Below are 23,875 nucleotides of genomic sequence, written 5' to 3' on the forward strand. Positions count from 1 at the left end.
ACGGAATCGGGGGGATCATGGACTTACGGGAACGCCGCATGGCGGCGAACCACACGGGCAGGGAGGGCGTATGCACCGAAACGACGACACCCCCGAGTTCGAAGACGTCACCATCGGTGACGCCGCGGTTTCCGAAGACACGACCCAGGACCCCGAAATTCCCGTGCCCGACGCGGTGGAACAACGCACCGCGGTGGAAGTGGAGGACGGTGAGGGCGACGCGGTGTGGGAGTCGGTACCCGACGGCGTGGATCCCGCGGACGCGACCGAACAACGCCGCGGGGTCGGGCGCCGGGGGGACGACGACTATCGCTGAGCACCGTCGTGGAAGCCGCCCCAGGGCGCTCGCAGCGACCTTTCCGCGCACCTCACGCGCCCCCTTGCGGGGGTTACCGGAAGCGCGGGATCCTGTTTCGTTGCGCCACGAAACTTACGCCCTGGGTTACCCGAAAGTAGTATGACGTGGTGGAGAAACTCGCCGGATCACCGAATCATCCGGTGCCCGCGACACGTTGAGCGACACCTTGAGGAGTCCCGTGACAGCCATCCAGGATGCGGATCCCCGTCCTCGCGGTACCCGGCTGCCCCGGCTCGCGCGCAGGACGCAACTCCTCGGCGCCGCCCAGGAAGTCTTCGTCAAGCAGGGCTACCACGCGGCCGCGATGGACGACATCGCCGAATGCGCCGGGGTCAGCAAGCCCGTGCTGTACCAACACTTCCCCGGCAAGCTGGAGCTGTACCTGGCGCTGCTCGACCAGCACTGCGAGGCCCTGTTCGCCGCGGTGCAGCGGGCGCTGGAGTCGACGCACGACAACAAGTTCCGGGTGGCCGCCACGGTCGACGCCTACTTCGCCTTCGTGGACGACGACGGCGGTGCGTTCCGGTTGGTCTTCGAGTCCGACCTGACCAATGAGAGCGCCGTGCGCGAGCGCGTGGAGCGGGTCAGCGAGATGTGTGCCGAGGCGGTCAGCAAGATCATCGCCGAGGACACCGGGCTGGGCCAGGAGGAGTCGATGCTCCTGGCGATCGGCCTGACCGGCATGGCGCAGGTCACCGCGCGCTACTGGATCGCGCGCGGCGCGACCATCCCGCGCGACACCGCCTCGTTGTTGGTCTCGTCGCTGTCCTGGCGCGGCATCTCCCGGTTCCCGCGCAAGGACGACCCGCCGCACTGACCGCGCGGACCTGTTCGGACCTGCGGCTACGGGCATGGGGGCGATCTTGTTCCCGTCCGGCGTTCGCGTTGGGCGTACCTGTCATGGCGTTCGGTGACCCCGGCTCTCGACTAGCCTGCTGGGGTAGGTACGGCCCGCGGGTGTCGCGGCGCCGATCTCCAGAATTTCAAGGCCGGAGGGACAGCCGTGGAGATCAAGATCGGCGTACAGCACGCCGGGCGGGAGCTGGTGCTGGAGAGCACGGACAACCCGGAGGACGTCGAGCGGGCCATCGCCGACGCGCTGTCGGGCACGTCCAAGCTGCTGTCCCTGACGGACGAGAAGGGCCGCCGGGTGATCGTGCCCGCCGACCGTCTCGCCTACGTCGAGATCGGCGAGTCGTCGGCGCGCAAGGTCGGCTTCGGCGCCAACGCCTGAGCAGCCGACGCCCGACCGCCGGTGCCGGCATCGGCACCACGAAACCCGAGGGTGGGTGGCTCCGCACGCGGAGCCACCCACCCTCGGGTTTCTTCTTCGGGGCCTTCGCCCGCGGGCGGGTCCTCGGGTCAGGACGCCAGGCCGAGCGCGGCCATCCGCTGCTGATGTGCCTCGGTGATCCGGTTGAACATGCGCCCGATCTCGGCCAGGTCGAAGCCGGGGCCGGCGCCGCCACCGATCAGCATCGTGGACAACGCGTCCCGCTCCGCGGCGACCCGCTGGGCCTGGCTGAGCGCCTCGCCCATCAGCCGCCGACCCCACAGCGCGAGCCGGCCCGCCACCTTGGGGTCGCGCTCGATAGCCGAGCGCACCGTGTCGACCACGAAGGCCGTGTGCCCGGTGTCGCGCTGCACCTCGACGATCAGATCCCGGCTGACCTCGTCCAGGTGCGCGGCCACCTCGCGGTAGAAGTCGGCCGCGATGCCGTCGCCCACATACGCCTTGACCAGGCCCTCCAGCCAGTCGGAGGGCGCGGTGTGCACATGGAACTCGTCCAACGGCGCGATGAACGGGTCCATCGCCTCGGCCGGATCCGCGTCCAGCGCGGCGATCCGGTCACGCAGGAGTGTGTAGTGGTGGAACTCGGCCACCGCCATCGCGGCCAGCGCCGCCTTGTCGTCCACCGTCGGCGCCATCTTGGCATCCTCGGCGAGCCGCTCGAAGGCGGTGATCTCGCCGTACGCGAGCACGCCGAGCAGTTCGATCACGGCGACCCGCATCTCCCCGGTCGGCTGCGCACCCTCGCTCATGTCCACCCCTTCGTTCGTCCCGCCGCCGCGGCGTCCACCGGTGCCGCGATGTTCACAAGTACGCAGCGTAGTGAGCGCATCGCGGCCACGGGGGCACCACGTCCGGGCGGAGTCGCCCATCTCCGGACAAGCAGTAATGAGCATCACCCCACCGGCCGCACGCCGCCGGGTACAGTGGTAGTGAACGCGGATGCCCGGTCGGAGGACGACTGGCTCCGACCGACCCGCTCGGGTGGCCGCCCGAAGGCGAGAGGTCCCGTGCAGCGCCCCGCATTTTCGTGGGCGCCACGGTCTCGACCCGCTTTCGGTACGGACGGCCCCCAACCACACAGAAGAGGCTGGACCCCTGACAACTTTTCGCGAACTCGGAGTACTTTCGGAGACAGCCGAGGCACTTGAGGCACTCGGCATCATCGAGGCTTTCCCCGTCCAGGAGATGACCCTTCCGGTCGCCCTGTCCGGCAACGACGTGATCGGCCAGGCCAAGACCGGAACGGGCAAGACCCTCGGCTTCGGCATCCCGCTGCTGCAGCGGATCACCGTCGCGGCCGACATCGAGGCCGGCCGCGCGCCCGCCGGCACGGTCGCCGGCCGGATGCCGCAGGCCCTGGTCGTCGTCCCCACCCGTGAGCTGTGCGTACAGGTCACCAACGACCTCCAGGCCGCGGGCAAGCTGCGCAACGTGCGCGTGCTGGCCGTGTACGGCGGCCGGGCCTACGAACCGCAGATCGACACCCTCAAGAAGGGCGTCGACGTCGTCGTCGGCACCCCGGGCCGGCTCCTCGACCTGGTCGGCCAGGGTCACGTGAACCTGTCCGAGGTCAAGATGCTCGTCCTGGACGAGGCCGACGAGATGCTCGACCTGGGCTTTTTGCCCGATGTCGAGAAGATCGTCGAGCGCCTCCCGGCGCGCCGCCAGACGATGCTGTTCTCGGCCACCATGCCGGGCCAGATCATCACCCTGGCCCGCCGCTACATGAGCCGCCCCACGCACATCCGCGCCTCCGAGCCGGACGACCTGGGCGCCACCGTCAAGTCGGTCCAGCAGCGTGTCTACCGCGCGCACGGTCTGGACAAGCCCGAGCTGATGGCCCGAGTGCTCCAGGCCAACGGGCGCGGCCTGGTGATGGTGTTCTGCCGGACCAAGCGCACCGCGGCCGACCTGGCCCAGGGGCTGGCGGAGCGCGGCTTCGCCTCCGCCGCCGTGCACGGCGACCTCGGCCAGGGCGCGCGCGAGCAGGCGCTGCGGGCGTTTCGCAACGGCAAGGTGGACGTGCTCGTGGCCACCGACGTCGCGGCCCGCGGGATCGACGTCGAGGGTGTCACCCACGTGGTGAACTACCAGTGCCCCGACGACGAGAAGACCTACCTGCACCGGATCGGCCGGACCGGCCGCGCGGGTGCCTCGGGCACCGCGGTGACGCTGGTGGACTGGGAGGACATCCCGCGCTGGAGCCTGATCAACAAGGCACTGGACCTGGGCTTCGCCGACCCGGTCGAGACCTACTCGACCTCGCCGCACCTGTTCACCGACCTGGACATCCCCACCACCGTGGGCAGCGTGCTGCCGCGCGCCGACCGCACCCGTGCGGGCCTGGGCGCGGAGGACGTCGAGGACCTGGGCGAGACCGGCAAGAACAGCCGGGGCAACTCGGGCCGCAAGGGCACCGCCGGCCGCAGCCGCAGCGGTCCCGCCGCATCCGGTCCGGCGGAGTCGGGCCCGGACTCGGCCGACGCCGAGGCGAGCGACCCCAGCCGTCGTCGGGCGCCGGGCTCGCGGCGCCGTCGTCGGGTGAACGGTGAGACCGGCGAGGCCGTCGTGATCGCCCCGACCGTCGCGACCTTCGTCGAGCCTTCGACCGTGCCCGCCCAGGCGGCTCCCGTCGACGGCCCGGCCGTCGCGGGGGACGCGGACGCGGACGGCGAGCGCGCGCCGCGCCGTCGCCGCCGGCGTACCCGTCGCCGTCCCGAGGGTGCCGAGGCCGGCGCCGTCGCGACCGACGAGGGCTGACAACCGCGCCATCGGGCCAACGGCCTCCGGTGTGGAGTGTGGACGATCACGTCCGCGCTTCGCGGCGGGGGCCGTTGTCGTACCTGCGGGTAAGTAGGCTCGAAGTGTGAGCACGCCACGCTTTTTGACCTTGCCCGGGACCGTCCGCTCCCGTCGCCTGGCGACCGGGCGCGGACGATTCGCCGTTTTGGACTCCACCCCGCCGAGCGCCGTGCCGTACCTGGGCACCGCCGTGCTGGTGCCCGGGTTCACCGGCAGCAAGGAGGACTTCATCGCGCTCGGCGACCCGCTCGCGCGACGGGGTTTCCGTACCGTGTCCGTGGACCAGCGCGGCCAGCACGAGACCGCGGGCCCGGCGGACCCGGCGGCGTACACCCGCGACGCGCTCGTGGCGGACGTGCTCGCGATCGCCGACGCGGTGGCCCCGGGCGAGCCGATCCATCTGGTGGGGCACTCCTTCGGCGGCCTGGTGGGCCGCTCGGTGGCGCTGCGCGCGCCGGACCGAATGGCCTCGCTGACCCTGATGAGCACGGGACCGGCGGCGATCTGCCCGGACGAGGTCACCCGGCTGCTGATGCTCGAAGAGGTGCTCCCGGTGCTCACCCGCCAGGAGGTGTGGGACGCGATGCGGGCCGTGGAACTGGAGGCCGGCCTACTGCCGCCCACCGACCCGGCGATCGCCGCGTTCGTGCACGCCCGCTGGCTGGGCACCACGCCCGAGGGGCTGCTCGGCATGGCCGAACAACTGCGCACCGAACCCGACCGGGTGGCCGAACTCGCCGCGCTCGTGGCCGCCGGCCTGCCCGCGCTCGTGGTCTCCGGTGTCGAGGACTATGCGTGGCCGCTGCCCTGGCAGGCCGGGATGGCCGACCGGCTGGGCGTTCCGCACGTGGTGATCCCGGACACGCACCACTCCCCGAACGTGGAATCGCCGGACGCCACCGCCGCGGTGCTGGCCGACTTCTGGGCGAGCGTGGCGGCATACCCGGATCGGACCTGAACGGTGGCGGGACCTTCGCCGTCGCGAGGTCCGGGGCCGGGGCCGGTGTCGACCGGTCGGCTCGCAAGATCGCACCCTGGCGCTGATGGGCGAGGTCGAGCAGCCGGTCGTGAACGCGTTCCGGCAGGGCGGCGGCGTGCCGTACTCGGCCTACCCGCGCTTCCAGGCGCTCCAGGCCGAGGAGTCCGGCCGGGTCCGGGACGCGGCGCCGGTGGACGGCGTACTGCCGCCGGCGCCCGGGCTGACCGAGCGGCTGACGGCCGGGATCGACGTACTGGACGTGGGCACGGGCCGGGGACACGCGATGAACGTGCCGGCCCGGGCGTTCCCGCGCAGCCGGGTCCGCGGCGTGGACATCTCGACTCGGGGAATCGCCGCCGCACGCCGCGAGGCCGATGAACTGGGCCTGGAGAACGTGGAGTTCGCCGTGGTCGACGCGGCCGAACCGCTCGGCTCGTACGACCTGATCACCGCGTTCGACGTGATCCACGACCTGGCCCGTCCCGGTCGCACACTGGCCGCCGTGTCCGACGCGCTGCGCCCGGACGGGGTGTTCCTGATGGGCGAGATCGCCGCCTCCAACAAGCTGGAGGAGAACTCGGACCACCCGCTGGGACCCGCGCTGGATACGTTCTCGGTGTTCTACCGCATGACCGTCTCGCTGGGCGAGGGCGGCGAGGGTCTGGGCACGGTCTGGGCGAACAGGCCGCCCGAGCCGCGCTCACGGAGGTCGGCTTCACCGACATCCGGACGCACTCGCTGGAGGGCGACTTCCTGAACGTGTACTTCGTGGCGCGCAAGGATTGACCGGGCGTCGCCGGGACCGCACGCCTCCTGCGGCCGGTCGGGCCGTCGCCCTACGCGAATCCGCCCCCATCCGTCCATGACCCACGTCACCGACCGCCCACTACTGTCGCGGCCCGTCGGCTCCCTATCCTCGAACCCATCCGCCGACGCAGTCGTCGAGCCGTCGTCACCCGACCCATCAGGGCGGGTACCCGACCGGGGCTCGGCGGTCGTCGGGCGCGAACGTCCTGTTCGATGTGCCACCAGGTGAGAGGGGACCGAAATGCAGTTCGGCCGCTACTACGAGGAGTTCGAGGTCGGTGCCATTTACAAGCACTGGCCCGGGAAGACCGTGACGGAGTACGACGACCACCTGTTCTGTCTGCTCACGATGAACCACCACCCGCTGCACATGGATGCCAACTACGCCGAGAACACCACCGATTTCGGCAAGAACGTGGTTGTGGGCAACTACATCTACTCGCTGCTGCTCGGCATGTCGGTGCCGGACGTCTCCGGCAAGGCGATCGCCAACCTGGAGATCGAGTCGTTGCGACACGTGGCACCCACGTTCCACGGGGACACCATCTACGGGCAGACCCTGGTGCTGGACAAGTGGGAGTCGAAGTCCAAGGACGACCGCGGCGTCGTGTACGTGGAGACCAAGGGCTACAAGCAGGACGGCACCCTCGTGTGCGTGTTCAAGCGCAAGGTCATGGTGCCCAAGGAGAGCTACGGCGAGAAGCGTGGCGGCGAGCAGCCCGGACGCCCCGAGTTGATCGAGGGCTGATCGGGCGCTGACCGGGGTCCCCCCGGAATCGAGCGCGGGCGGGTCGCCCAGGGACGGCGCGGCCCGCCCGTCTTTTCGCGTCGAACGGCAACCGTCACGGTCTGCCCGGCCGGCCCTGCGGCAGTCTTCGTGACCGTCCCGCTCGCTACGGCAGCTCGTCCGCCGTCGGATACGACGACTGGGCACCCGCGCGCCGAACCGCCGCCGCGCCCACCCGGACCGCGTACCGGGTCGCCGGGACCGGGTCGTCGCCGACCGCCAGCCGCCACGCGAGCGCGCCGGTGAAGGCGTCGCCCGCGCCCGTGGTGTCGACCGCGGCCACCTTCGGCGCCGCGACGTGCACCACCTCCGCGTCGCCGTCGGCGACCAACGCGCCGCCGCCGCCCAGCGTGAGCACGATCGAGCGCGGACGCGCGTCGAGCGAGCGCAACAGCTTCAGCACCGCACGCGCGTCGCCGCCGCCCGCGGTCGCGCGCGCCTCGTGCTCGTTGAGCACCAACGGATCGCACGCACCCGACACCGACGCGGCGATCGACACGTCCCTCGGCACGACCGGCGACAGGTTCAGCACCACCCGGGTATCCGCCGCCACACAGCGCCGGACCACCTCCGACACCGTGTCGAGCGGGATCTCCAACTGGAGCGAGACCACCGCGGCGGCCTCGATCGCCGGCGCCAGGTCGACCACGTCCGCCGGCCCGAATCGCCCATTCGCCCCGGGCGCCACGGTGATGGTGTTCTCGCCCGCGTCGTCCACCGCGATCAGCGCCACGCCCGAGGCGCCGGGCACGGTCCGCATCGCATCGGTACGCACGCACTCCCGACGCAGCGTCGCGAGCAACATCCGGCCGTGGTCGTCGTCGCCGACCCGCCCGGCGAGCGCGACGTCGGCACCCAGTCGGGCCGCCGCGACCGCCTGATTGGCGCCCTTGCCACCCGGGTGCACGGCCAGGTCACCGCCCAGGACCGTCTCGCCCGGTCGCGGATGTGCCGGCACCCGGACCACCAGGTCGGCGTTGATCGACCCGACCACGAGCAACCGCGCGTGCTCCCCCCGCGCTCCGGTCCCGCTCGCGACACTCCCGCTCACGACACCCCCGGCACGTTCCACTCGCGCAGAGCGTCGAGCAGTCCGTCGACCAGATCGAGCCGACTCAGCGCGCCGGTCGCCACCCACCGCACCGCGTTCGCGTCGTCGCCCGCGCGCAGCGCCCCGCCGTGCGGCGTGCAGGCGTAGTCCCTGATCTCGTACATCCCACCGTCGGGCGCGGGTCGCGACACCGAGCCGACGAGCGGTCCGACGGTCACCTGAAGTCCGGTCTCCTCGGCCATCTCGCGGGCGAGCGCGACCGCGTCGGTCTCACCCTCCTCGACCCGCCCGCCGGGCAGCGACCACTGTCCCTCGCCCGGCATTTTCGCGCGTTGCACCAGGAGCACCCGACCCTCGGAGTCGAGGACGATCGCGCCGACGCAGGGAATGAGCCGCATGCCTGCCGAGCCTAGTGCCCGGCGCCGACGCGCAACGGGAGATCGGCTGCCGACCGCGCGGCGCCGGCAGCGCGAGGGCGCGCGGATCCGGCGTGCGCGCGCTCCCCGTACGCCGGTCGGCGGTGTGAACGCACCGAAGGAGTGATCGTCCTTGACGCGAAGCCCCGGGCAGTGGACCGTCTTGTCCTATGAAGGGCGAGCCGAGCTGCCCCCGCTGCGGCGGCCGGGTCCGCGCTCCGGGTCTGTTCGCACAGACGTGGGAGTGCGAGATCCATGGAGCCGTTCCTCCGCTGCAACCTGTCGTGCCGCCCAGCGTCGAGGCGCTGGATGCGGTGGTGCGCCGCTCGCGGGTCCCGGTCTGGTTGCCCTGGCCACTTCCGGTCGGTTGGTTGTACACCGGCGTCGCGCACGCGGGCGACGATCGGGACGGCTCGCGGGCCGTCGCGGTGGCGTGTACGGGTCCCGCGCCGCTGGGCGGACGCGGCGAACTGCTGCTGATCGCCGAGGAGGTGGGCGTCGGACTCGGCGCCCGGTACGCCGGGTTGCCCGGCCACGACCCGGGCGGCGACTTCGTCAAGTCCGCACCGGCGAAGCTGATGGCGGGCGGTCGACCGACCCCGCTGTGGTGTGTGATCGACGCGCCGCCCGACCGCGCGGTGTACGCGGGCGAGGCGATGGGCCTGTGGTTGTGGGCGATCCTGTGGCCGGGCAAGGCGGGCCACCTCGTCTACGACGACGTGGTGCTCACCGATCTGCGGGAAGCCGGCGCCGAGTTGCAGTTGTTGCCGTGCGGCGCGCTGTCCCCGCAACTGCTGGCGTTCTGACCGGACCGCCACCGGAGCGGGCGACGTGTGGATCGCCCGGCGGGCGCACGGTCCGGACGGGCTGCGCGAACCGGCCGCAGGGCTTGCGCACGGACCGGCCGGACGGCCCCACGAACGCGCTCGATCAGGGTCGTTAGGGTCGGGAGCGTCCATCGACCCTCCCGGCAGACGAGGTCAGCGTGCGCATCGACCTGCACACCCACAGCACCGCATCCGACGGCACCGACACGCCCGCCGAACTGGTCGTCAAGGCGCGCGCGGCCGGTCTCGACGTGGTCGCGATCACCGATCACGACACCACCGCCGGCTGGACGGCCGCGGCGGAGGCGCTGCCGCACGGGTTGACCCTGGTCCGGGGCGCGGAGATCTCCTGCGTGGCCGAGGACGGGATCAGCCTGCACATGCTGGGCTACCTGTTCGACCCGACCGAGCCGGAGTTCGCCCGGGCCCGCGAACTGGCGCGCACCGACCGGGTGCGCCGGGCCGAGGCGATGGTCGAGCGCTGCCGCGAACTCGGCGCGCCGATCACCTGGGACCGGGTCCGGGAGATCGCGGGCGAGGGCGCGGTGGGCCGGCCGCACGTGGCCACCGCGCTGGTCGAGGCGGGCGTGGTCGCGGACGTCTCCGGCGCGTTCACCGCGGAGTGGCTGGCGGACGGCGGGCGGGCGTTCGTCAAGAAGTACGAGATCCACGCGGTCGACGCCGTTCGGCTGATCGGCGCCGCGGGCGGGGTCGCGGTGTTCGCGCATCCGGGTGCGGTCAAGCGCGGTCGGACCGTCACGGACGCCACGATCGCCGAGCTGGCGGAAGCCGGCCTGGCCGGGATCGAGGTGGACCACATGGACCACGACGACGCGATGCGGGCACACCTGCGTGGGCTCGCCGGCGACCTGCGGCTGATCACCACCGGTTCGAGTGACTATCACGGCACCCGCAAAACGATCGATCTCGGAGAAAACACCACAGATCCGGAGTCGTACGGGGCCATCGCGGAACTGGCGACAGGAGCAGGACCCATCACCCCATGAACCGGTTCGACGTCACCATCCTCGGCTCGTCCTTCGCCGCGCTCCTCCCGCTGTCCGCGAGCGCCGTACAGCTGAGCGCGGACGGGGTCCGGGGCTTCGTCGAGGCGAAGCCATAAGGTGCGAAGCGGAGCATCCAGCGGTTGGGGAGAGGCGGAGGACATGAGCAAGTCGGTACGCGGCGTCGTCGCGCGCAGCAAGGGCGCACCGGTCTCGATCGAGACCATCGTGGTGCCGGACCCGGGTCCGGGCGAGGCGCGTGTGCGGGTCCGGGCGTGCGGCGTCTGCCACACGGACCTGCACTACCGCGAGGGCGGCATCGGTGACGAGTACCCGTACCTGCTCGGCCACGAGGCCGCCGGTGTGGTGGAGTCGGTCGGCGAGGGCGTCACCGAAGTGGCCGTGGGCGACTTCGTGATCCTGAACTGGCGTGCGGTGTGCGGCGATTGTCGTGCGTGTCGACGCGGCCGTCCGCAGTACTGCTTCGCGACGCACAACGCGAAGCAGAAGATGACCCTGGAGGACGGCACCGAACTGAGCCCCGCGCTCGGCATCGGCGCGTTCGCCGAACTGACGCTGGTCGCCGCCGGACAGTGCACCAAGGTCGACCCCGAGGCGGACCCCGCCGCGGCCGGCCTGCTGGGCTGCGGTGTGATGGCCGGCCTGGGCGCCGCGGTGAACACCGGCAACGTCGGGCGCGGCGACACGGTCGCGGTGATCGGCTGCGGCGGCGTCGGCGACGCGGCCATCGCCGGTGCCCGGCTCGCGGGCGCGGCGAAGATCATCGCCGTCGACCTGGACGACCGGAAGCTGGAGTGGGCGCGCCGGGCCGGCGCCACCCACACGGTGAACTCGAAGGCGGGCGACCCGGTCGAGGCGATCCGCGAACTGACCGGCGGGTTCGGCGCGGACGTGGTGATCGACGCGGTCGGCCGCCCGGAGACCTACAAGCAGGCGTTCTACGCCCGCGACCTGGCCGGGACCGTGGTCCTGGTGGGTGTGCCCAACCCGGAGATGACCATCGAGCTGCCGCTGCTCGACGTCTTCGGCCGCGGTGGCGCGCTCAAGTCGTCCTGGTACGGCGACTGCCTGCCCTCGCGCGACTTCCCGACGCTGATCGACCTGTACCGCCAGGGGCGCTTCGACCTGGACGCGTTCGTCAGCGAGCGGATCACCCTGGAGGACGTCGAGGCCGCGTTCGAGAAGATGCACCACGGCGACGTGCTGCGTTCGGTGGTGATCCTGTGACGCGGATCGATCACGTGGTCACGTCGGGCGTCTTCTCGCTCGACGGCCAGGACTTCGACGTGGACAACAACGTGTGGATCGTCGGCGACGACCGCGAGGTGGTGATCGTGGACGCCGCGCACGACGCGGCCGCGATCGTGGCCGGGGTCGGCGACCGTACGGTGACCGGCATCCTGCTCACCCACGGCCACAACGACCACATCAACGCCGCCGCGGAGTTGGCCGAACGCACCGGCGCGCCGATCCACCTGCACCCGCGGGACCGGATGTTGTGGGACGCGGTGTACCCGGACCGCGCGCCGGACGTCGCGTTGGCCGACGGCGAGGTGATCACCGTCGCGGGCACCGAGCTGCGGGTGGTGCACACGCCGGGCCACGCACCGGGCGCGGTGTGCCTGTACGCGCCGGAGGCCGCCGTGCTCTTCTCCGGCGACACGCTGTTCAAGGGCGGCCCCGGTGCCACCGGGCGCTCGTTCTCGTCCTTCCCGGTGATCCTCGACTCGATCAAGGGGCGTCTGCTCGCGCTGCCCGAGGGCACCCGCGTGCTCACCGGACACGGCGACGAGACGACGATCGGCGCGGAGGCGAAGGACTACGACGCGTGGGTGGCCCGAGGGCACTGAGCCGTCGGGCCCGAGGGCCCCGAGCCGCCCGGCCCGGGCGCGGGCGCGCCGAACCCGGCCCGGTCCGGGCGCACCGGGCCGGGCGAACGGGGTGCCCGCGGACATGACGAGGGCGCTTCCCCCAAGCGGGGAAGCGCCCTCGGTTTCAATCGCAAATCAGCCGGCGTCCGCCACCTTGACGGGGCGGATGTACAGGCGCTCGCCGAATGCCTCGGCGCGCTTCAGGGCAGCCTGCACGGTGTCGATATCGGCGCAGTTGACCGGGTTGACCCCGGTCTTTTCCTGGGCTCGGCTGAGGTTGGTGATTCGGTAACGCATACGCGTCTCCCTTCCCTCCGGTCCGAAGTCGCACGGGATCGCATGGTCCACGACCCCGTCTACAAAGAGTGGGTGCCGGGATCCAGATGGATCACCCTGACCCACACGGGTCACTACCGGCACCGATCTGAACAACAGCAGTCACACCGATAGCATTCCCGTGACTGAAATGTTCCTTTCCTGACTTTCCTCGACTTACACGTGACGCATGACGCGACATCGCACGCGAGGCAAGCGAGGACGTGACGGCGACCGGCATAGGACAATGCCGGTCTGAACACATCGACACACATCGACCCGCCGCCGAACGCGCAGCCGCCATGGGAGGACGAGAGACTTTGCACGATCCGGGAGAGGACGACGTCCGGTCGGGCGCGACGGCCGTCTTCGGCGCCGTGGTGCCCGAAGCCGGCGGGGACCTCGGCGCCGAGCGGGGCGGGCCGCTGGAGGACCATCCCGTCGCGGGCTTCGAAGACACACCCGGAGCACTGCCCGAGCTGACGGAGCCGTTCACCCGACCGGCCGTACTGGTCCAGTCCGTCTCACCGCCCCTGCACTTCGGCACCCACGCGCTGTTCGTCGACGTCGGCTACGTGTACGCGGCGATGGGCCTGCTGGTGGCCGGTTCGGCCGAGCGCCGGGCCTTCCGGGTGGACGCCGAGCAACTGATCACCGGCCTGATCGACGAGGCACGTCGGGTCTTCCCGGAGGGCCGGCTGCTGCGGGTGTATTGGTACGACGGCGCGCGCGAGCGGGTGCACACCGTGGAGCAGCGGCAGATCGCCGAACTGCCCGATGTGAAAGTCCGGCTCGGCAACCTCAACGCGCACAATCAGCAAAAGGGTGTCGACTCGCTGATCCGCAGCGACCTCGAATCACTGGCGCGCAACCACGCGATCGACGACGCCGTGGTGATCAGCGGCGACGAGGACCTGGTGTCCGCGGTCGAGGCGGCCCAGTCCTACGGCGTACGGGTGCACCTGTGGGGCGTGGAGCCGGCCTACGGCACCAACCAGGCCGATCCGCTGGTGTGGGAGGCCGACGTCACCCGAATGCTGCACCGCGAGTTCTGCGAGACGTGCGTGACGCCGGTGATGTTGCCGCCCTCGCACGCCGGCGCGCTCGCGGTCCAGCCGGGCGGCCCGCCGACCGCCGACCAGGCGTGGCACATCGGCCAGGAGATCGCCAAACGCTGGCTGGTGGTGCGCGGCCGGGAGAACCTGGCCGACCTGATGCCGGGGCCGATGTTGCCGCAGGCGATCGACCGGGGCCTGCTCGTGGACGCGGAAAGTGTGCTGCAGTATTCGCTCCGCCCCCACGAGGACCTGCGCCGCGCGCTGCGCAACGGCTTCTGGGACCGCCTCAACCAGGAATTCGGCCTCCCGGGCACGGAGCTGACGGAGGGCTGAGCGGACCTTTGCCAGGGCCGGCGGCCCGAAGCCGGGCGTGCGGCGCGAAGTGGTTGTCAAAGCGGGAAAGACAGGCCCGCGGCAGGCCAGGTGATTCGCCGGCCATCCGGATCGATCTCGATGGCCAGGGAGAGCGGGTCGATCGGGCCGTGTTCCGAGGTCAGCTGCCGGGCCCGGTCCAGGTGTCCCCACAGATCCAGCGGGCCCGCCGAGTGCACGGTCGGCCGGCCTCCGGATTTCGGCACTTCGGCACGGGCCCATGAACCGGACGGGTGCAACAACCACACCACCGAGCGGTCGTCGAGGTCGATCCACCGATGGTCGATGGCCGGACGCAGCAGTTCGAGGAGCAAAGCCAGCCGCCGGTCGTCCCGAAGATTCGGCACGTCGCCGTCGAAAGCCCGGACTTCGTCACCTTCGGCGGTTCGCGCAGAGAGGTACACGCGGTGCAGGGCGGACCCGTCCTCGGGGCCGGTGCGTGCCCGCATGAACCGCGCCTCGTCCGACACGACGCGCCCCTGAGCGTGTGTCGCATCCGTCACGGTTACCCGGAGGTGGAGGGAAGTCCCGGCGAGCGTGGTCGAGATGACGCCGCCGCGTCGCACGGCGGCCAGCCACGTCGAAGGAATCGTTCGCGTCGAGAACATCGCCACGGCGCGGTCGAACCCATCCTCGGGAAGTGTGTGGGTCGCGTCGACGGCCGCCATCCTCGGGACGCGGCCGAAAGCCGCGAGTCGTCGGCGGGCGGCGTCCACCAGGTACTCGTCCACGTCGACCGACAGCACTCGATCGTCGCCCAGGCGGTGTCCGAGCAGAGCGGCCGAATAGCCACTACCGGTTCCGAGGTCGAGCACCCTCATGTCCTCTTCGATCTCCGCGACGTCGAACATCCGGAGCACGAGCGAAGGCAAGGTCGTCGACGAAGTGGGAGGTCGGTCGGACGGCGGTCCGACGTCGTCACCGGCCATGTCGGCGTGCAGTTCACCGACCTGCGTGACGAGCGTTCGGTCGGCATAAGCGGTGTCGATCCATGACGTCGTGTCGGGTATCCCTCGGTGGAGACGCCAGTCGAAGCCGTCCTGCTCCCACCAGTTCGGTACAAGGAGGTGACGCGGCGTGCGGGAAACCGCGTCCCGCCACGGCGAATCGGCCGCGATGTCTGCGGCCAAGGTCGCGGCGGCGTCGTCCCAGCTTCTCAATGCCTGATCCCTTCCGAGAGGGCGTCGACCAGGGCATCGGTGATGCCCAGCCCGGGGAGTCGATGTTCGAGCCAGCGGTACTGGCCGCTCGCGTTGATTTCGAAGAACCGCCAACGACCGTCCGGGGTAACCGCGAAGTCCAGTGCGCCGAAGAACAGACCGAAGTGCGCCATCAGGGCCGACACGCCGGCCGCGACCTCGTTCGGAACGGGGACCGAGCGGTACGTCAACGCGCCGTAGTCCACCCGGAAATCCAGGCGCGTCTCGTTGCTGTGGGCGTGAATCGCCGCCGCGAACATGCGGGGACCCACGACCGTGAGCCTGACCTCGAACGCCTTGGCCACGCGCTCCTGGAGCAGGACCGCCGTAGACGCGATCGACTCGTCCATACTTTCCGAATCCACCACGGTCGTGGGAATCGTCGCGGTCATCTGCGCTGTGTGCACGCCACCACCGAGGGCCTTGTAGATGACCTCGCGCCCCGCCGCGCCGTGAGCCCTGGCAAACGACGCGGCGTGCGTCGGGTCGGTGGTGACGACCGTCGCCGGAGGGTCGAGGCCGAGAGTCGCGGCGACGGCCAATTGCATCGGCTTGTAGTTCGTGGCGAGGTTGGCCGTGGGGTGGTTGATCCACCGCACGGGCAGCGACCCGAGCACCCCGAGCAGTCCGGCACGGGCCTCGGAGGCGGCGAATGTACGGGCGGTCTCGGTCCAATTGCCCGGCAGACGGAACTCGCCCGGCCTTCGCCACCAGACACTCCGGACGCGAGCCAGGTCGATCGTGCGAGTGCCGACACGGAGGGCACGCCCCAGCCGCCCCCCGTGAGGGAGGCGGCCAGGGTGGCACGGGCAGGAAACTCGGCCGTGTCGAACCGCACTACGTCAACACCACGTTCGGACAGTTTCATGACGACCGGATCGGCGGTGGCATCGTCCGGTGAGGTGACGACTACGACCGTGGCGCGAGGGTTCACCACAAGTCGGTGCCGTCGCCGTCCGACCTGCCATCCGGCTGGGTCTCCGTCTTGGTGTCCCCGGGCATCAACACATGCCACGGGTTGCCCCCGGCGGTCACGCCGATCTGAAGCTCCGGGTCGTAATGCATCGTCAATACCGGTCGCGCGGGGGCTTCGGTCAGGTGCCGCATGCCGAACGGAGCCGGCAGAGCTGCCCTGCTGGTCATCTTTTCCTCCAGTGAATGGGTGTCGGGCGCTCTCCGCACGTGGTCCGGCGGGGAGCGTGTAGCGCCGTACCTGCCGCCCGTCGCCACTTGCGGCGGTGCGGCAGTCATGGGGGAGGCGGCCAGGTGACGCGGCCTGTGGGGTAATCGAGTACCAGGTCGTCCGGATGACCGGCCCATATCGGCGTTCCGTCGCAACGCTGTACGACAGCGCTCGGGCCGTCCGGCCCGGGAAGGACGCACAAGTAGATGCCGATCGTGTCTTTGGTGTCGCGATGGCGCACTGGTTGTCCCGCACGTGGCGCGGGCAACGTGTCGATCACCAACCGGCGCACCGGTACGACGAATTCGATTCCGCTTCGGGTTCGCACCCACGCCTGTCGACCGTCGACGGCGGTCAGTTCACCTTCGCGCCCCGTGGGGCCGCGCACGTCCTCGTGCACCGATGCCCCCAGGTACCGGTACGCCAGAATTCGCCCGGCCATCCTGTCTGCTTCGGTGGTTCCCTCAATACGCACGGCGTCACCCGCTTCTGCTGCGCGAGGTCGACACCGTGCCGGCCGTGACCGCGGCTGCGGGCTCACCGGTTATGGCATCCACCAAGTGCCGCACGGAGCAGGCGACTTCCAGCCCCTCCCGCGTCCGCAACACGGCCAGGAAACCCTCGACTTCACGAAGGCGACCGACGGTTCCGCGATAGGGATCGCGGAACAGCTTGCCGAAATGGCGCACTCCCCAGCGTGCGATCCGAATCGAAGTCCGGTCCCCCGCGCCGGTGGTGTCGATCGTGAACATGCCTACCTCTCGGTTGCCGTCGGCCACGACATCGGCGATTCGTTCTGCGCGTCATTGCCCATTTGAGGCAACAACCTTGTGGCATCGCCTAGTTCGAAGTCCTCGCGAGGCTTGATGTCCTCGCGTTCACCGTTGGGGTAGAGGCGGTAGACGCTCATGGTCATCCGGCTCTTGCCCTCCCCCACGCCCATGGATCTCTCCTGACGAAGTGCTGATCCGAGCAGGTACACCGGGGCGACCTGCTTCTGTGTGACTGATCCACTACTGAGAGAACACCTTTGGGGCTACCTTGGGAACGGTGCAGCGTTCAGCAGTGGAATCTGAGGGATAGGCGCAGAATGCCGACAGCGAAAGATCTTGATCCGGAAGCCTCGATGTGGGACCTCTTCGGCGCACACCTGCGATTTCTCCGCAAACTCGCAGGCATGACGCAGCAGAAGCTCGGGAGCGACTTGCATTCAACAGGGTCGTTTGTTGGACAGATAGAGACCGCCGAGCGACGGCCCAGCCCCGAGTTCGCGGCCGATCTCGATCGAGCCCTTGGCGGAACGGGCCTGCTGATCGCCACCGCCTTCCACGCGTACCGCTTGGCGGAGGGGCGGCTCAGTTGGTTCGAGACCTTCGCGGAGTCCGAGCAGCAGGCATCCCGCATCCGTACCTTCCAGCCGCAGGCGATTCCCGGACTGCTCCAGTGCGAGGATTACGTCCGGGCCCTCCTGCACAAGGCCAGGTTTCCGCCGGCGATCGTCGAGTCCTGGGTTGCGCGTCGACTCAAGCGAAAGCGCTTGCTCACCAAGAAGGAGGCGCCGCAGTACTGGGCGGCAGTGGACGAGGCCGCACTCATCCGACTGAAGCATGATCCACGGGTGGCCGGCCCACAACTCGTGCATCTGCTGGAGGTGAGTGAATTGTCGAACGTGGTGTTCGAAGTAGTCCCGATGGACTGCGGCTTGCACCCTTGCATGGATGGGGCATTCGTCGTGCTCTCGATTCCTGGTCGCGGCGAGTGTGCCTACGCGGCCGGCATGGTCGAGGGGCAGATGATCACCGAAGGCCACGCCGTCGCGGAAATTCAGCGTCGATACGATCTGTTGCGAGCCGAGACTCTTTCCCCCTCGCGTTCGCAACAGCTTCTGCGAGACCTCTTGGAGAGCACATGACGAAGGCACGCTCCCAGTCCCCCGGTTGGCGGAAGTCGACCTACAGCGGTCAGAGCGACCAGGAATGCGTTGAGGTGGCGCCACTCGACAGCGCTGTTGGTGCACGCGATTCCAACGACATAGCGCGCGGCCATCTGGCCATATCGCCGGTCGCCTGGGCAGCTCTGATGCAGTCCATCAAACAGTGATCCGACGTCACAGGTGAGAGGCGCAAGTGCGTGAGGAAGTCGGGTGTGAGCCACCGCTGATGGTCATGCTCGTCGCCTCCGTCATCGTCTACGACCGGGTGAACAGGCGGGTCGTGCTCCTGCGTCGAGGCGAGAACAAGACGTTCGCGCCCGGGATGTGGAGTCTGCCCAGCGGCAAAGCAGCGCCTGGGGAACCCATCACGCACACGGCAGTTCGCGAACTCCGCGAGGAGACGGGGCTGGTGGTCGCGCCGCAGGCGTTGCGTCTCACCCATGTGACGCACAGCACTCACAGCCCGGAGGCGCCGGAGGGGTTCGTCGTGCTGGTCTTCGCTGCCGAGGAGTGGGGCGGCGAGCCCGTCAACGCCGAGCCCGGCAAGCACTCGGCTGTGGCCTGGGTCGACACGGACGACCTGCCGACCGACTTCGTTCCGTCGACCCTGCACGCGTTGGAACGGTACCTCGCGAGCAAGCGCCCCGAGGTGGCCATCGACGGATGGGACGGCGCACAAGGCCGTCCGCTTGCCGGCTCCCACGACCCGGCCGGCCCACCCGCACCCCGCGCCCCCTTCCAGACGCGCCCGGCCGGACCGGATGGGGTATCGGCCGCGTCGCGGGTGTACGTCCCGGCGCGTAGCGAACGGCCCGACCCGGCCGCATAGGGGACGTGCGACCGGTCACGGAAGACCCTTGCCGGCTCGCTCGCCCCCACCGCCCAGCCCGTCTCGCGCCGACCACTCCCCGCCACGCCGACCCGCGCCAACCCACGCCGACCGCCGACCCTCACGGTTCGGGTGTGCCTCTTGCCGCACAATCGCCCATATAAATGCATGCTACACTTATTAGCGAAGCTAACAAGCATGGCTCGCGACCGTGGTACGTCGGTCGCATGAGAGTGCGGAGGTCTCGCTGCCGCGGCGCCGTTGGAGGAGCACTTCGACGTGCACGTGCCGCTCCTGGTCGCGACCGTCGACCACCGCGACACCCCGACGGCGCGTACGCCGCAGCCCGTCGTGGCCGCCGCCTGACCCTGCCGCCGCCCGACTCGGCAGGGCGAGTAGAAATAGTTCGACAGCTGTAAAACCTGTAAACCTGCGGAAAAGGAAGTGCGCGACATGTACCAGCGGATCCTGGTCGCAGTGGACTCCACCCCCGAAGCCGACGAAGTCCTGGCGCACACCGCCCGACTGGCCGTCGCCGGCGAAGCCGCCGTCCGCGTCCTGCACGTGCAGGCCCTGGACGTGGTGGACGGCGGCGGCGTGGGCGGCGTCGTCGAGGACGAGACCGCCGACGCGGCGGTCAAGGTGGTCACCTCGGCCGTCGACACGCTCAAGGCGGCCGGCGTGAGCAACGTCGAGGGCTGGACCGAGGAAACCGTGCGCGGCGACATACCCAACGCGGTCCTGGATCAGGCCCGCACCTTCGACGCCGACCTGGTCGTGCTGGGCGCGCGTCGACACGGCGGCGTGGCGAGCCTGTTCCTGGGCAGCGTCAGCGACACGGTCGCCCACCGCTCGGCCTGCCCGGTACTGCTGATCCCGTAATCCACCCGCCCACACGCGCGGGCCCCGCACCTTCCCCCGAGGGGACGTCCGGGGCCCGCGGCGTGTGGTGGTCGGCTGATCTCCCCCTCAACCCAGCGGCACCGCACGCCGGTTGGGGTCGCGAAGGTCGGTGCCGTGGCTGAGCCACTTCTCCTGGAGCGCCTCCGCGCCCTGTGCCCGCTTCCAGGCAGCCTCGGCGGGCGTCATCGGAAGCAGCGGGAAGAACCGGACCGGGTCGGCCGGATCCGGCAGCGCCAGGTCGGCGAGCAGGCCACCGGGCTCGGCGACCAGCACCGCGTGGAAGGCGGCGCCGTCCCACAGCGGGCCACCCAGGTCGAGCGACGCGCCGGGCGCGATCACCAGGCCCTCCACCTGCGGAGTCGCGCCCAGCACGGCCAACGGACGCAACACCGAGTCGTGTCCGCCGCGCACCGAGAGCACCAACTCCGCCCGCGGGCCCGCGACCGGGTCGGCCAGCAGCGCCGCCGGATCGGCCATCGGGGCCCGGGACATGCCCAACGTCGCGTACCGGACCACACCCCCGGCGTCCGGCCCGAAGCGCAGCACCTCGATGCGATCGGCGCCGACGAAGGTGACGCCGGCCCGGCCGGTCGGGTCGCCGAACGCGGCAGTCAGATGTGCCTCGACCTGCGGAGTGGGGTCGACCGGCTCGGGTCCCGGCGTGAAGTCGAACATGCCCGCATGCTAATTCGCCGTCAGGAGCCTTTCGTATACCGGCCATTGGCACCGACTCTCTGGTGTACTCTGCATAGTCGGCCCGCCGGATGTGGACATCCTCGCGCGCCATCGGATGACGGACTCGCCATCGCCCCGACCCACCCGGTCGGCGAGCGGAGGCTTTCCCCCAGCGGGGACCGGCCGTGGGAGGTGATCGTGGTGCATACCAGCACACCGTGCAGTACCGGCGGCTCACCCGATCTTCCCCGATCCAGTCGCACGCCCCGCCCTTTCTGAGGGTTTCCGAGACTTTCGCCGAGTTCCGGCCACCGCTTCCCGGCCCGGTACCCGATCTCCGAATTTCCTCCGTGACGGGGCGTCAGGATCTTTTGCCGTTCTTTCGGTGATTCGTTCCGCTTGCACGTGTCGACGCTCCCCGCGGCCTGCCCGCCGCGGCGCTGCGGCGTCGGCGCGCGCCCGGTCAGTGCAGGAGCCCCGCCATGTCGATGATCCGCGACCTCCGTGCCGTAGTCCGTCCGCTCCGCCGCACCCCGCTGCCGTCCACCACGCCCGTGGTGAACGGGAACTGTGTGGTGGATTGCGCCGTGTACCGCGACGGTCGACGCCTGGACGGCTACGCGAATCCCGACTCGGCGATCCACGAGGTACGCACCGGCGGCGGCTTCGTCTGGATCGGCCTGCACGAGCCGAGCGCGCTCGAACTGTCCGGTATCGCCGAGCGGTTCGGGCTGCACCCGCTCGCCGTCGAGGACGCGGTGCACGCGCACCAGCGGCCCAAGCTGGAGCGCTACGACGACACCCTGTTCGCGGTGTTCAAGACGGTCACCTACGTCGAGCACGAGCAGCTCTCGGCGACCAGCGAGATCGTCGAGACCGGCGAGATCATGGTCTTCCTCGGCAACGACTTCGTGGTCACCGTGCGGCACGGCCGGCACGGCGCGCTCGCCGACCTGCGCTGTCGGCTGGAGGACGGCGGCGAACTGCTCGCCGCGGGCCCCTCGGCGGTCCTGCACGCGGTGGCCGACCGGGTGGTGGACACCTACCTCGATGTCGCGCAGCTCATCCAGGACGACATCGACGAGGTCGAGAACGACGTGTTCGGCGGTGGCGGCGCGGGTGACGCGGGTCGGATCTACCAGCTCAAGCGCGAACTGCTCGAACTCAAGCGCGCCGTCGCGCCGCTGGCTCGTCCGCTGCACTCGCTGGCCGAACGGCCGATGCGCCAGGTGCACCCGGACATCCGCGAGTACTTCCGCGACGTCGAGGACCACCTGTCGCGCGTCGGCGAACAGGTCGCCTCCTTCGACGAGTTGCTGACCTCGATCCTGCAGGCCAACCTCGCGCAGGTGACCGTCGCGCAGAACGAGGACATGCGCAAGATCTCCGCCTGGGTGGCGATCTTCGCGGTGCCCACGATGCTGGCCGGCGTGTACGGGATGAACTTCGAACACATGCCGGAGCTGAAGTGGCGGTACGGCTACCCGATGACGCTGTGTGTGATCGCGGTCGTGTGCACGCTGATGCACCGGGGCTTTCGCCGCAACGGATGGTTGTGACGCGCGTGCGCGTGGTTTCCACCCGCATGGACGCGCCCTACAGGTCGAGCCGGCCCACCAGGTTGCGGGCCCGCTCGGCCAGGTCCGGGCGTACCACCACGTCGTAGCGCGAGGCGACGATCTGGCTCGTGGAGACGAAGTCCCGGCGTCCGCCCAGTGCCTTGTAGCCCAACCAGCCGAACAGGGCGCCCGCCCCGATGCCCCAGACCAGACCCATCAGCACCAGCCACAGCCAACCGTGCGTGCGGACCGCGAAGATGCCCAGGAACAGCCCGATCATCAGGCCGAACCACGCACCGCCGGCGGCGCCGGACGCCGCCGCCTTGCCCGCGGTGAGCCGGCCGAGCACGTTCTCGACCAGCCGCAGGTCGGCGCCCACGATCGCGGTGTTCTCGACCGGGAACTCGTGGTCGGACAGGTAGTCGACGGCCCTTTGGGCGCCCGCGTAGTTCGTGTACGACGCGATCACCGTGCCGGTGTTGGCGAGGTCGGAGCCGGGCCCGCCGGCGCCCGGAGGGAGGTTCTGCTGACCGAACATGGGTGTGCCGCCTCGCCTGGATGCCGGGTGGTGGGCCGTGGGGTGGTTCGACCCGGAACGTGTACCCGGTGAAATTCGCGACAACACGTGACAATCACCCGAAAAGGCAACGCGTGACAATCACCTGTAAGCCGACTCGCCGGACAGGACCTCGTGCACGGCATCGGCCACCGCGTCCGGTCGGTCCGACATCACGAAGTGCGCGGAGTCGTCCAGCACATCGCAGCGCCCGTGCGGGGACAGGTTCGCCAGCGTGCGCAGCGCGCGCACCCAGCGGGCCCGGGCGGCCAGGCTCTCGTAGCCCCCGGCGGCGGCCAGCACCCGCAACGGCACGTCCGGGAGCGGTGCGACCCGGCGCAGGTCGGCGAGTTCGGCGGCGACGTCGAGGTAGGTGGCGTTCTCGGTCAACGCGGTCGCGAAGAACCGGCCCGACCCGTACGCGCCGCGCACCCAGCGCGCGTCCGCGACGTCGCGATGGCGGCGCGACTGGGTGAACAGGACCGAGCGGCGCGCCGCGGGGCCGACCGCCCGGGCCAGCCCGCCGACCCGCATCGCTCCCCCGACCACCCGCGCCACCCGGACCCGGGCCCGGCGCGCGGGCCGCGGTCTGGGCTTGTCCTCGTTGCTCGGGTCCACCAGCACCAGGCCGGCGGTGCGCTCGGGATACATCCGGGCGAAGCCCTCGACATGGAACGCGCCGAGCGAGTGGGCCAGCAGGACGTAGGGACCGGGCAATGCCAGCGCGTCGGCCAGCGCGGCGATCCGGTCGGCCTCGTGCGCCAGGGTGGGCGGTCGTGGATCCGGCTCGGAGTAGCCCAGGCCCGGGCGGTCGAACCGGACCACCGTGCAGTCGGCGGTCAGCAGCGGCGCCACCGCATCCCAGTCGAACCACGCGCCGCCGAGCCCGCTGGTGGCGATCACCACGGGCCCGGAGCCCTCGCGGACCGCATGCAGGGCGGCCCCGTCGATCCGAACGAATGTGCCGGGCGGTACCGGTACCGGGCGTCTCGCAGCCATGGTGGGCTCCCGATCACTGGCGGTTACGCGTCTCGCCATCATCAGCCGCGGCCCGAGCCCCACCCCGCAACGACGCG

29 protein-coding genes are annotated in these 23,875 nt (G+C 70.4%); 17 read left to right on the forward strand and 12 right to left on the reverse strand.

The genetic code is table 11. From position 1 onward, the window contains the following. Positions 1-70: 70 nt before the first annotated feature. The 3 genes from A3IC_RS0123920 (at position 71) to A3IC_RS0123930 (ending at position 1,592) form a co-directional block, all read left to right on the forward strand. Positions 71-316 carry a hypothetical protein gene (locus tag A3IC_RS0123920; RefSeq protein WP_020552592.1) on the forward strand — a complete coding sequence of 82 codons (246 nt, stop codon included), beginning with the start codon at positions 71-73 and terminating at the stop codon, positions 314-316. A 220-nt stretch (positions 317-536) separates the two neighbouring features. After that, positions 537-1,175 carry a TetR/AcrR family transcriptional regulator gene (locus A3IC_RS0123925; RefSeq protein ID WP_020552593.1) on the forward strand — a complete coding sequence of 213 codons (639 nt, stop codon included), beginning with the start codon at positions 537-539 and terminating at the stop codon, positions 1,173-1,175. 186 nt (positions 1,176-1,361) lie between these two features. Continuing rightward, a complete protein-coding gene (locus A3IC_RS0123930; protein WP_020552594.1) occupies positions 1,362-1,592 on the forward strand; it encodes a DUF3107 domain-containing protein in 231 nt (76 codons plus the stop codon). A gap of 128 nt (positions 1,593-1,720) precedes the next feature. On the opposite strand, the gene A3IC_RS0123935 is transcribed toward A3IC_RS0123930, so the two are convergent. After that, positions 1,721-2,401: a ferritin-like fold-containing protein gene (locus A3IC_RS0123935; RefSeq protein WP_052173753.1), complete on the reverse strand. Its 681-nt coding sequence runs from the start codon at positions 2,399-2,401 to the stop codon at positions 1,721-1,723. Positions 2,402-2,837: 436 nt separating this feature from the next. Here A3IC_RS0123935 and A3IC_RS56235 point away from each other — a divergent pair, with 436 nt between their 5' ends. From A3IC_RS56235 to A3IC_RS0123955, 4 genes are all read left to right on the forward strand, one after another. Next, entirely contained in the window at positions 2,838-4,412 is a 1,575-nt protein-coding gene (locus A3IC_RS56235; protein WP_020552596.1) for a DEAD/DEAH box helicase, read from the forward strand. 106 nt (positions 4,413-4,518) lie between these two features. Beyond that, positions 4,519-5,412: an alpha/beta fold hydrolase gene (locus A3IC_RS0123945; protein ID WP_026218656.1), complete on the forward strand. Its 894-nt coding sequence runs from the start codon at positions 4,519-4,521 to the stop codon at positions 5,410-5,412. A gap of 85 nt (positions 5,413-5,497) precedes the next feature. Then, positions 5,498-6,190, forward strand: a complete 693-nt coding sequence (locus A3IC_RS56240; RefSeq protein WP_052173755.1) for a class I SAM-dependent methyltransferase — start codon at positions 5,498-5,500, stop codon at positions 6,188-6,190. Positions 6,191-6,481: 291 nt separating this feature from the next. Next, positions 6,482-6,988: a MaoC family dehydratase gene (locus tag A3IC_RS0123955; RefSeq protein ID WP_020552598.1), complete on the forward strand. Its 507-nt coding sequence runs from the start codon at positions 6,482-6,484 to the stop codon at positions 6,986-6,988. A gap of 145 nt (positions 6,989-7,133) precedes the next feature. Here A3IC_RS0123955 and A3IC_RS0123960 read toward each other — a convergent pair whose 3' ends face one another. Together A3IC_RS0123960 and A3IC_RS0123965 are read right to left on the reverse strand one after the other, a co-directional pair. Next, positions 7,134-8,078 (reverse strand): ribokinase, encoded by a 945-nt coding sequence (locus A3IC_RS0123960; protein ID WP_191864081.1) that lies wholly within the window; start codon positions 8,076-8,078, stop codon positions 7,134-7,136. Then, a complete protein-coding gene (locus tag A3IC_RS0123965; RefSeq protein ID WP_020552600.1) occupies positions 8,075-8,476 on the reverse strand; it encodes an NUDIX hydrolase in 402 nt (133 codons plus the stop codon). Before A3IC_RS0123965 ends, A3IC_RS0123960 begins: the two co-directional genes overlap by 4 nt. Before the next feature lie 188 nt (positions 8,477-8,664). On the opposite strand from A3IC_RS0123965, the gene A3IC_RS0123970 reads away from it, so the two are divergent. The 4 genes from A3IC_RS0123970 to A3IC_RS0123990 all read left to right on the forward strand — a co-directional run bounded on the left by A3IC_RS0123970 (position 8,665) and on the right by A3IC_RS0123990 (position 12,196). Then, positions 8,665-9,300: a DUF6758 family protein gene (locus tag A3IC_RS0123970; RefSeq protein WP_079026639.1), complete on the forward strand. Its 636-nt coding sequence runs from the start codon at positions 8,665-8,667 to the stop codon at positions 9,298-9,300. Between the two features lie 179 nt (positions 9,301-9,479). Next, entirely contained in the window at positions 9,480-10,328 is an 849-nt protein-coding gene (locus tag A3IC_RS0123975) for a PHP domain-containing protein (RefSeq protein WP_020552602.1), read from the forward strand. 159 nt (positions 10,329-10,487) lie between these two features. After that, positions 10,488-11,573 (forward strand): S-(hydroxymethyl)mycothiol dehydrogenase, encoded by a 1,086-nt coding sequence (locus tag A3IC_RS0123985; RefSeq protein ID WP_020552604.1) that lies wholly within the window; start codon positions 10,488-10,490, stop codon positions 11,571-11,573. Next, the gene (locus A3IC_RS0123990; protein ID WP_020552605.1) at positions 11,570-12,196 is read left to right on the forward strand and encodes an MBL fold metallo-hydrolase; all 627 of its coding nucleotides are present in this window, start codon (positions 11,570-11,572) and stop codon (positions 12,194-12,196) included. Before A3IC_RS0123985 ends, A3IC_RS0123990 begins: the two co-directional genes overlap by 4 nt. A gap of 156 nt (positions 12,197-12,352) precedes the next feature. Here the strand turns inward: A3IC_RS0123990 and A3IC_RS68900 are convergent, their stop codons facing one another. Further along, positions 12,353-12,514 carry a hypothetical protein gene (locus A3IC_RS68900; protein ID WP_020552606.1) on the reverse strand — a complete coding sequence of 54 codons (162 nt, stop codon included), beginning with the start codon at positions 12,512-12,514 and terminating at the stop codon, positions 12,353-12,355. Positions 12,515-12,834: 320 nt separating this feature from the next. On the opposite strand from A3IC_RS68900, the gene A3IC_RS56245 reads away from it, so the two are divergent. Beyond that, positions 12,835-13,923 carry an NYN domain-containing protein gene (locus A3IC_RS56245; protein WP_020552607.1) on the forward strand — a complete coding sequence of 363 codons (1,089 nt, stop codon included), beginning with the start codon at positions 12,835-12,837 and terminating at the stop codon, positions 13,921-13,923. 56 nt (positions 13,924-13,979) lie between these two features. Here A3IC_RS56245 and A3IC_RS56250 read toward each other — a convergent pair whose 3' ends face one another. From A3IC_RS56250 to A3IC_RS0124030, 5 genes are all read right to left on the reverse strand, one after another. Further along, positions 13,980-15,122, reverse strand: a complete 1,143-nt coding sequence (locus tag A3IC_RS56250; RefSeq protein ID WP_020552608.1) for a methyltransferase domain-containing protein — start codon at positions 15,120-15,122, stop codon at positions 13,980-13,982. Then, the gene (locus A3IC_RS56255; protein WP_158696077.1) at positions 15,119-15,760 is read right to left on the reverse strand and encodes an ATP-grasp domain-containing protein; all 642 of its coding nucleotides are present in this window, start codon (positions 15,758-15,760) and stop codon (positions 15,119-15,121) included. The genes A3IC_RS56250 and A3IC_RS56255 overlap by 4 nt, the downstream gene beginning before the upstream one ends. A 331-nt stretch (positions 15,761-16,091) precedes the next feature. Further along, complete coding sequence (gene tgmA / locus A3IC_RS68905) at positions 16,092-16,304, reverse strand: putative ATP-grasp-modified RiPP (RefSeq protein ID WP_026218659.1); 213 nt, start codon at positions 16,302-16,304, stop codon at positions 16,092-16,094. Positions 16,305-16,823: 519 nt separating this feature from the next. Beyond that, a complete protein-coding gene (locus tag A3IC_RS0124025) occupies positions 16,824-17,096 on the reverse strand; it encodes a hypothetical protein (protein ID WP_040877104.1) in 273 nt (90 codons plus the stop codon). Positions 17,097-17,098: 2 nt separating this feature from the next. Continuing rightward, positions 17,099-17,287: a hypothetical protein gene (locus A3IC_RS0124030; protein WP_020552613.1), complete on the reverse strand. Its 189-nt coding sequence runs from the start codon at positions 17,285-17,287 to the stop codon at positions 17,099-17,101. 183 nt (positions 17,288-17,470) lie between these two features. Here A3IC_RS0124030 and A3IC_RS0124035 point away from each other — a divergent pair, with 183 nt between their 5' ends. From A3IC_RS0124035 to A3IC_RS0124050, 4 genes are all read left to right on the forward strand, one after another. Continuing rightward, positions 17,471-18,256 carry a helix-turn-helix domain-containing protein gene (locus tag A3IC_RS0124035; RefSeq protein ID WP_026218660.1) on the forward strand — a complete coding sequence of 262 codons (786 nt, stop codon included), beginning with the start codon at positions 17,471-17,473 and terminating at the stop codon, positions 18,254-18,256. Then, on the forward strand, positions 18,253-18,444 hold the full coding sequence (locus tag A3IC_RS65205; RefSeq protein WP_079026642.1) for a DUF397 domain-containing protein: 192 nt from the start codon (positions 18,253-18,255) through the stop codon (positions 18,442-18,444). Before A3IC_RS0124035 ends, A3IC_RS65205 begins: the two co-directional genes overlap by 4 nt. Positions 18,445-18,470: 26 nt before the next feature. Continuing rightward, the gene (locus A3IC_RS56260) at positions 18,471-19,106 is read left to right on the forward strand and encodes an NUDIX domain-containing protein (RefSeq protein ID WP_245599415.1); all 636 of its coding nucleotides are present in this window, start codon (positions 18,471-18,473) and stop codon (positions 19,104-19,106) included. A gap of 453 nt (positions 19,107-19,559) precedes the next feature. After that, positions 19,560-19,988, forward strand: a complete 429-nt coding sequence (locus A3IC_RS0124050) for a universal stress protein (RefSeq protein ID WP_026218661.1) — start codon at positions 19,560-19,562, stop codon at positions 19,986-19,988. 87 nt (positions 19,989-20,075) lie between these two features. On the opposite strand, the gene A3IC_RS0124055 is transcribed toward A3IC_RS0124050, so the two are convergent. Then, a complete protein-coding gene (locus tag A3IC_RS0124055; RefSeq protein ID WP_020552618.1) occupies positions 20,076-20,684 on the reverse strand; it encodes a suppressor of fused domain protein in 609 nt (202 codons plus the stop codon). Positions 20,685-21,166: 482 nt separating this feature from the next. Here A3IC_RS0124055 and corA point away from each other — a divergent pair, with 482 nt between their 5' ends. Further along, complete coding sequence (gene corA, locus A3IC_RS0124060) at positions 21,167-22,243, forward strand: magnesium/cobalt transporter CorA (RefSeq protein WP_020552619.1); 1,077 nt, start codon at positions 21,167-21,169, stop codon at positions 22,241-22,243. A gap of 37 nt (positions 22,244-22,280) precedes the next feature. On the opposite strand, the gene A3IC_RS0124065 is transcribed toward corA, so the two are convergent. Together A3IC_RS0124065 and A3IC_RS0124070 are read right to left on the reverse strand one after the other, a co-directional pair. Next, a complete protein-coding gene (locus tag A3IC_RS0124065) occupies positions 22,281-22,781 on the reverse strand; it encodes a YflT domain-containing protein (protein WP_020552620.1) in 501 nt (166 codons plus the stop codon). A 120-nt stretch (positions 22,782-22,901) separates the two neighbouring features. Further along, complete coding sequence (locus tag A3IC_RS0124070) at positions 22,902-23,798, reverse strand: alpha/beta fold hydrolase (protein WP_020552621.1); 897 nt, start codon at positions 23,796-23,798, stop codon at positions 22,902-22,904. Positions 23,799-23,875 lie beyond the last annotated feature (77 nt).

Origin of the sequence: Embleya scabrispora DSM 41855, assembly GCF_000372745.1 — a bacterium.
GTDB classification, from domain to species: domain Bacteria; phylum Actinomycetota; class Actinomycetes; order Streptomycetales; family Streptomycetaceae; genus Embleya; species Embleya scabrispora.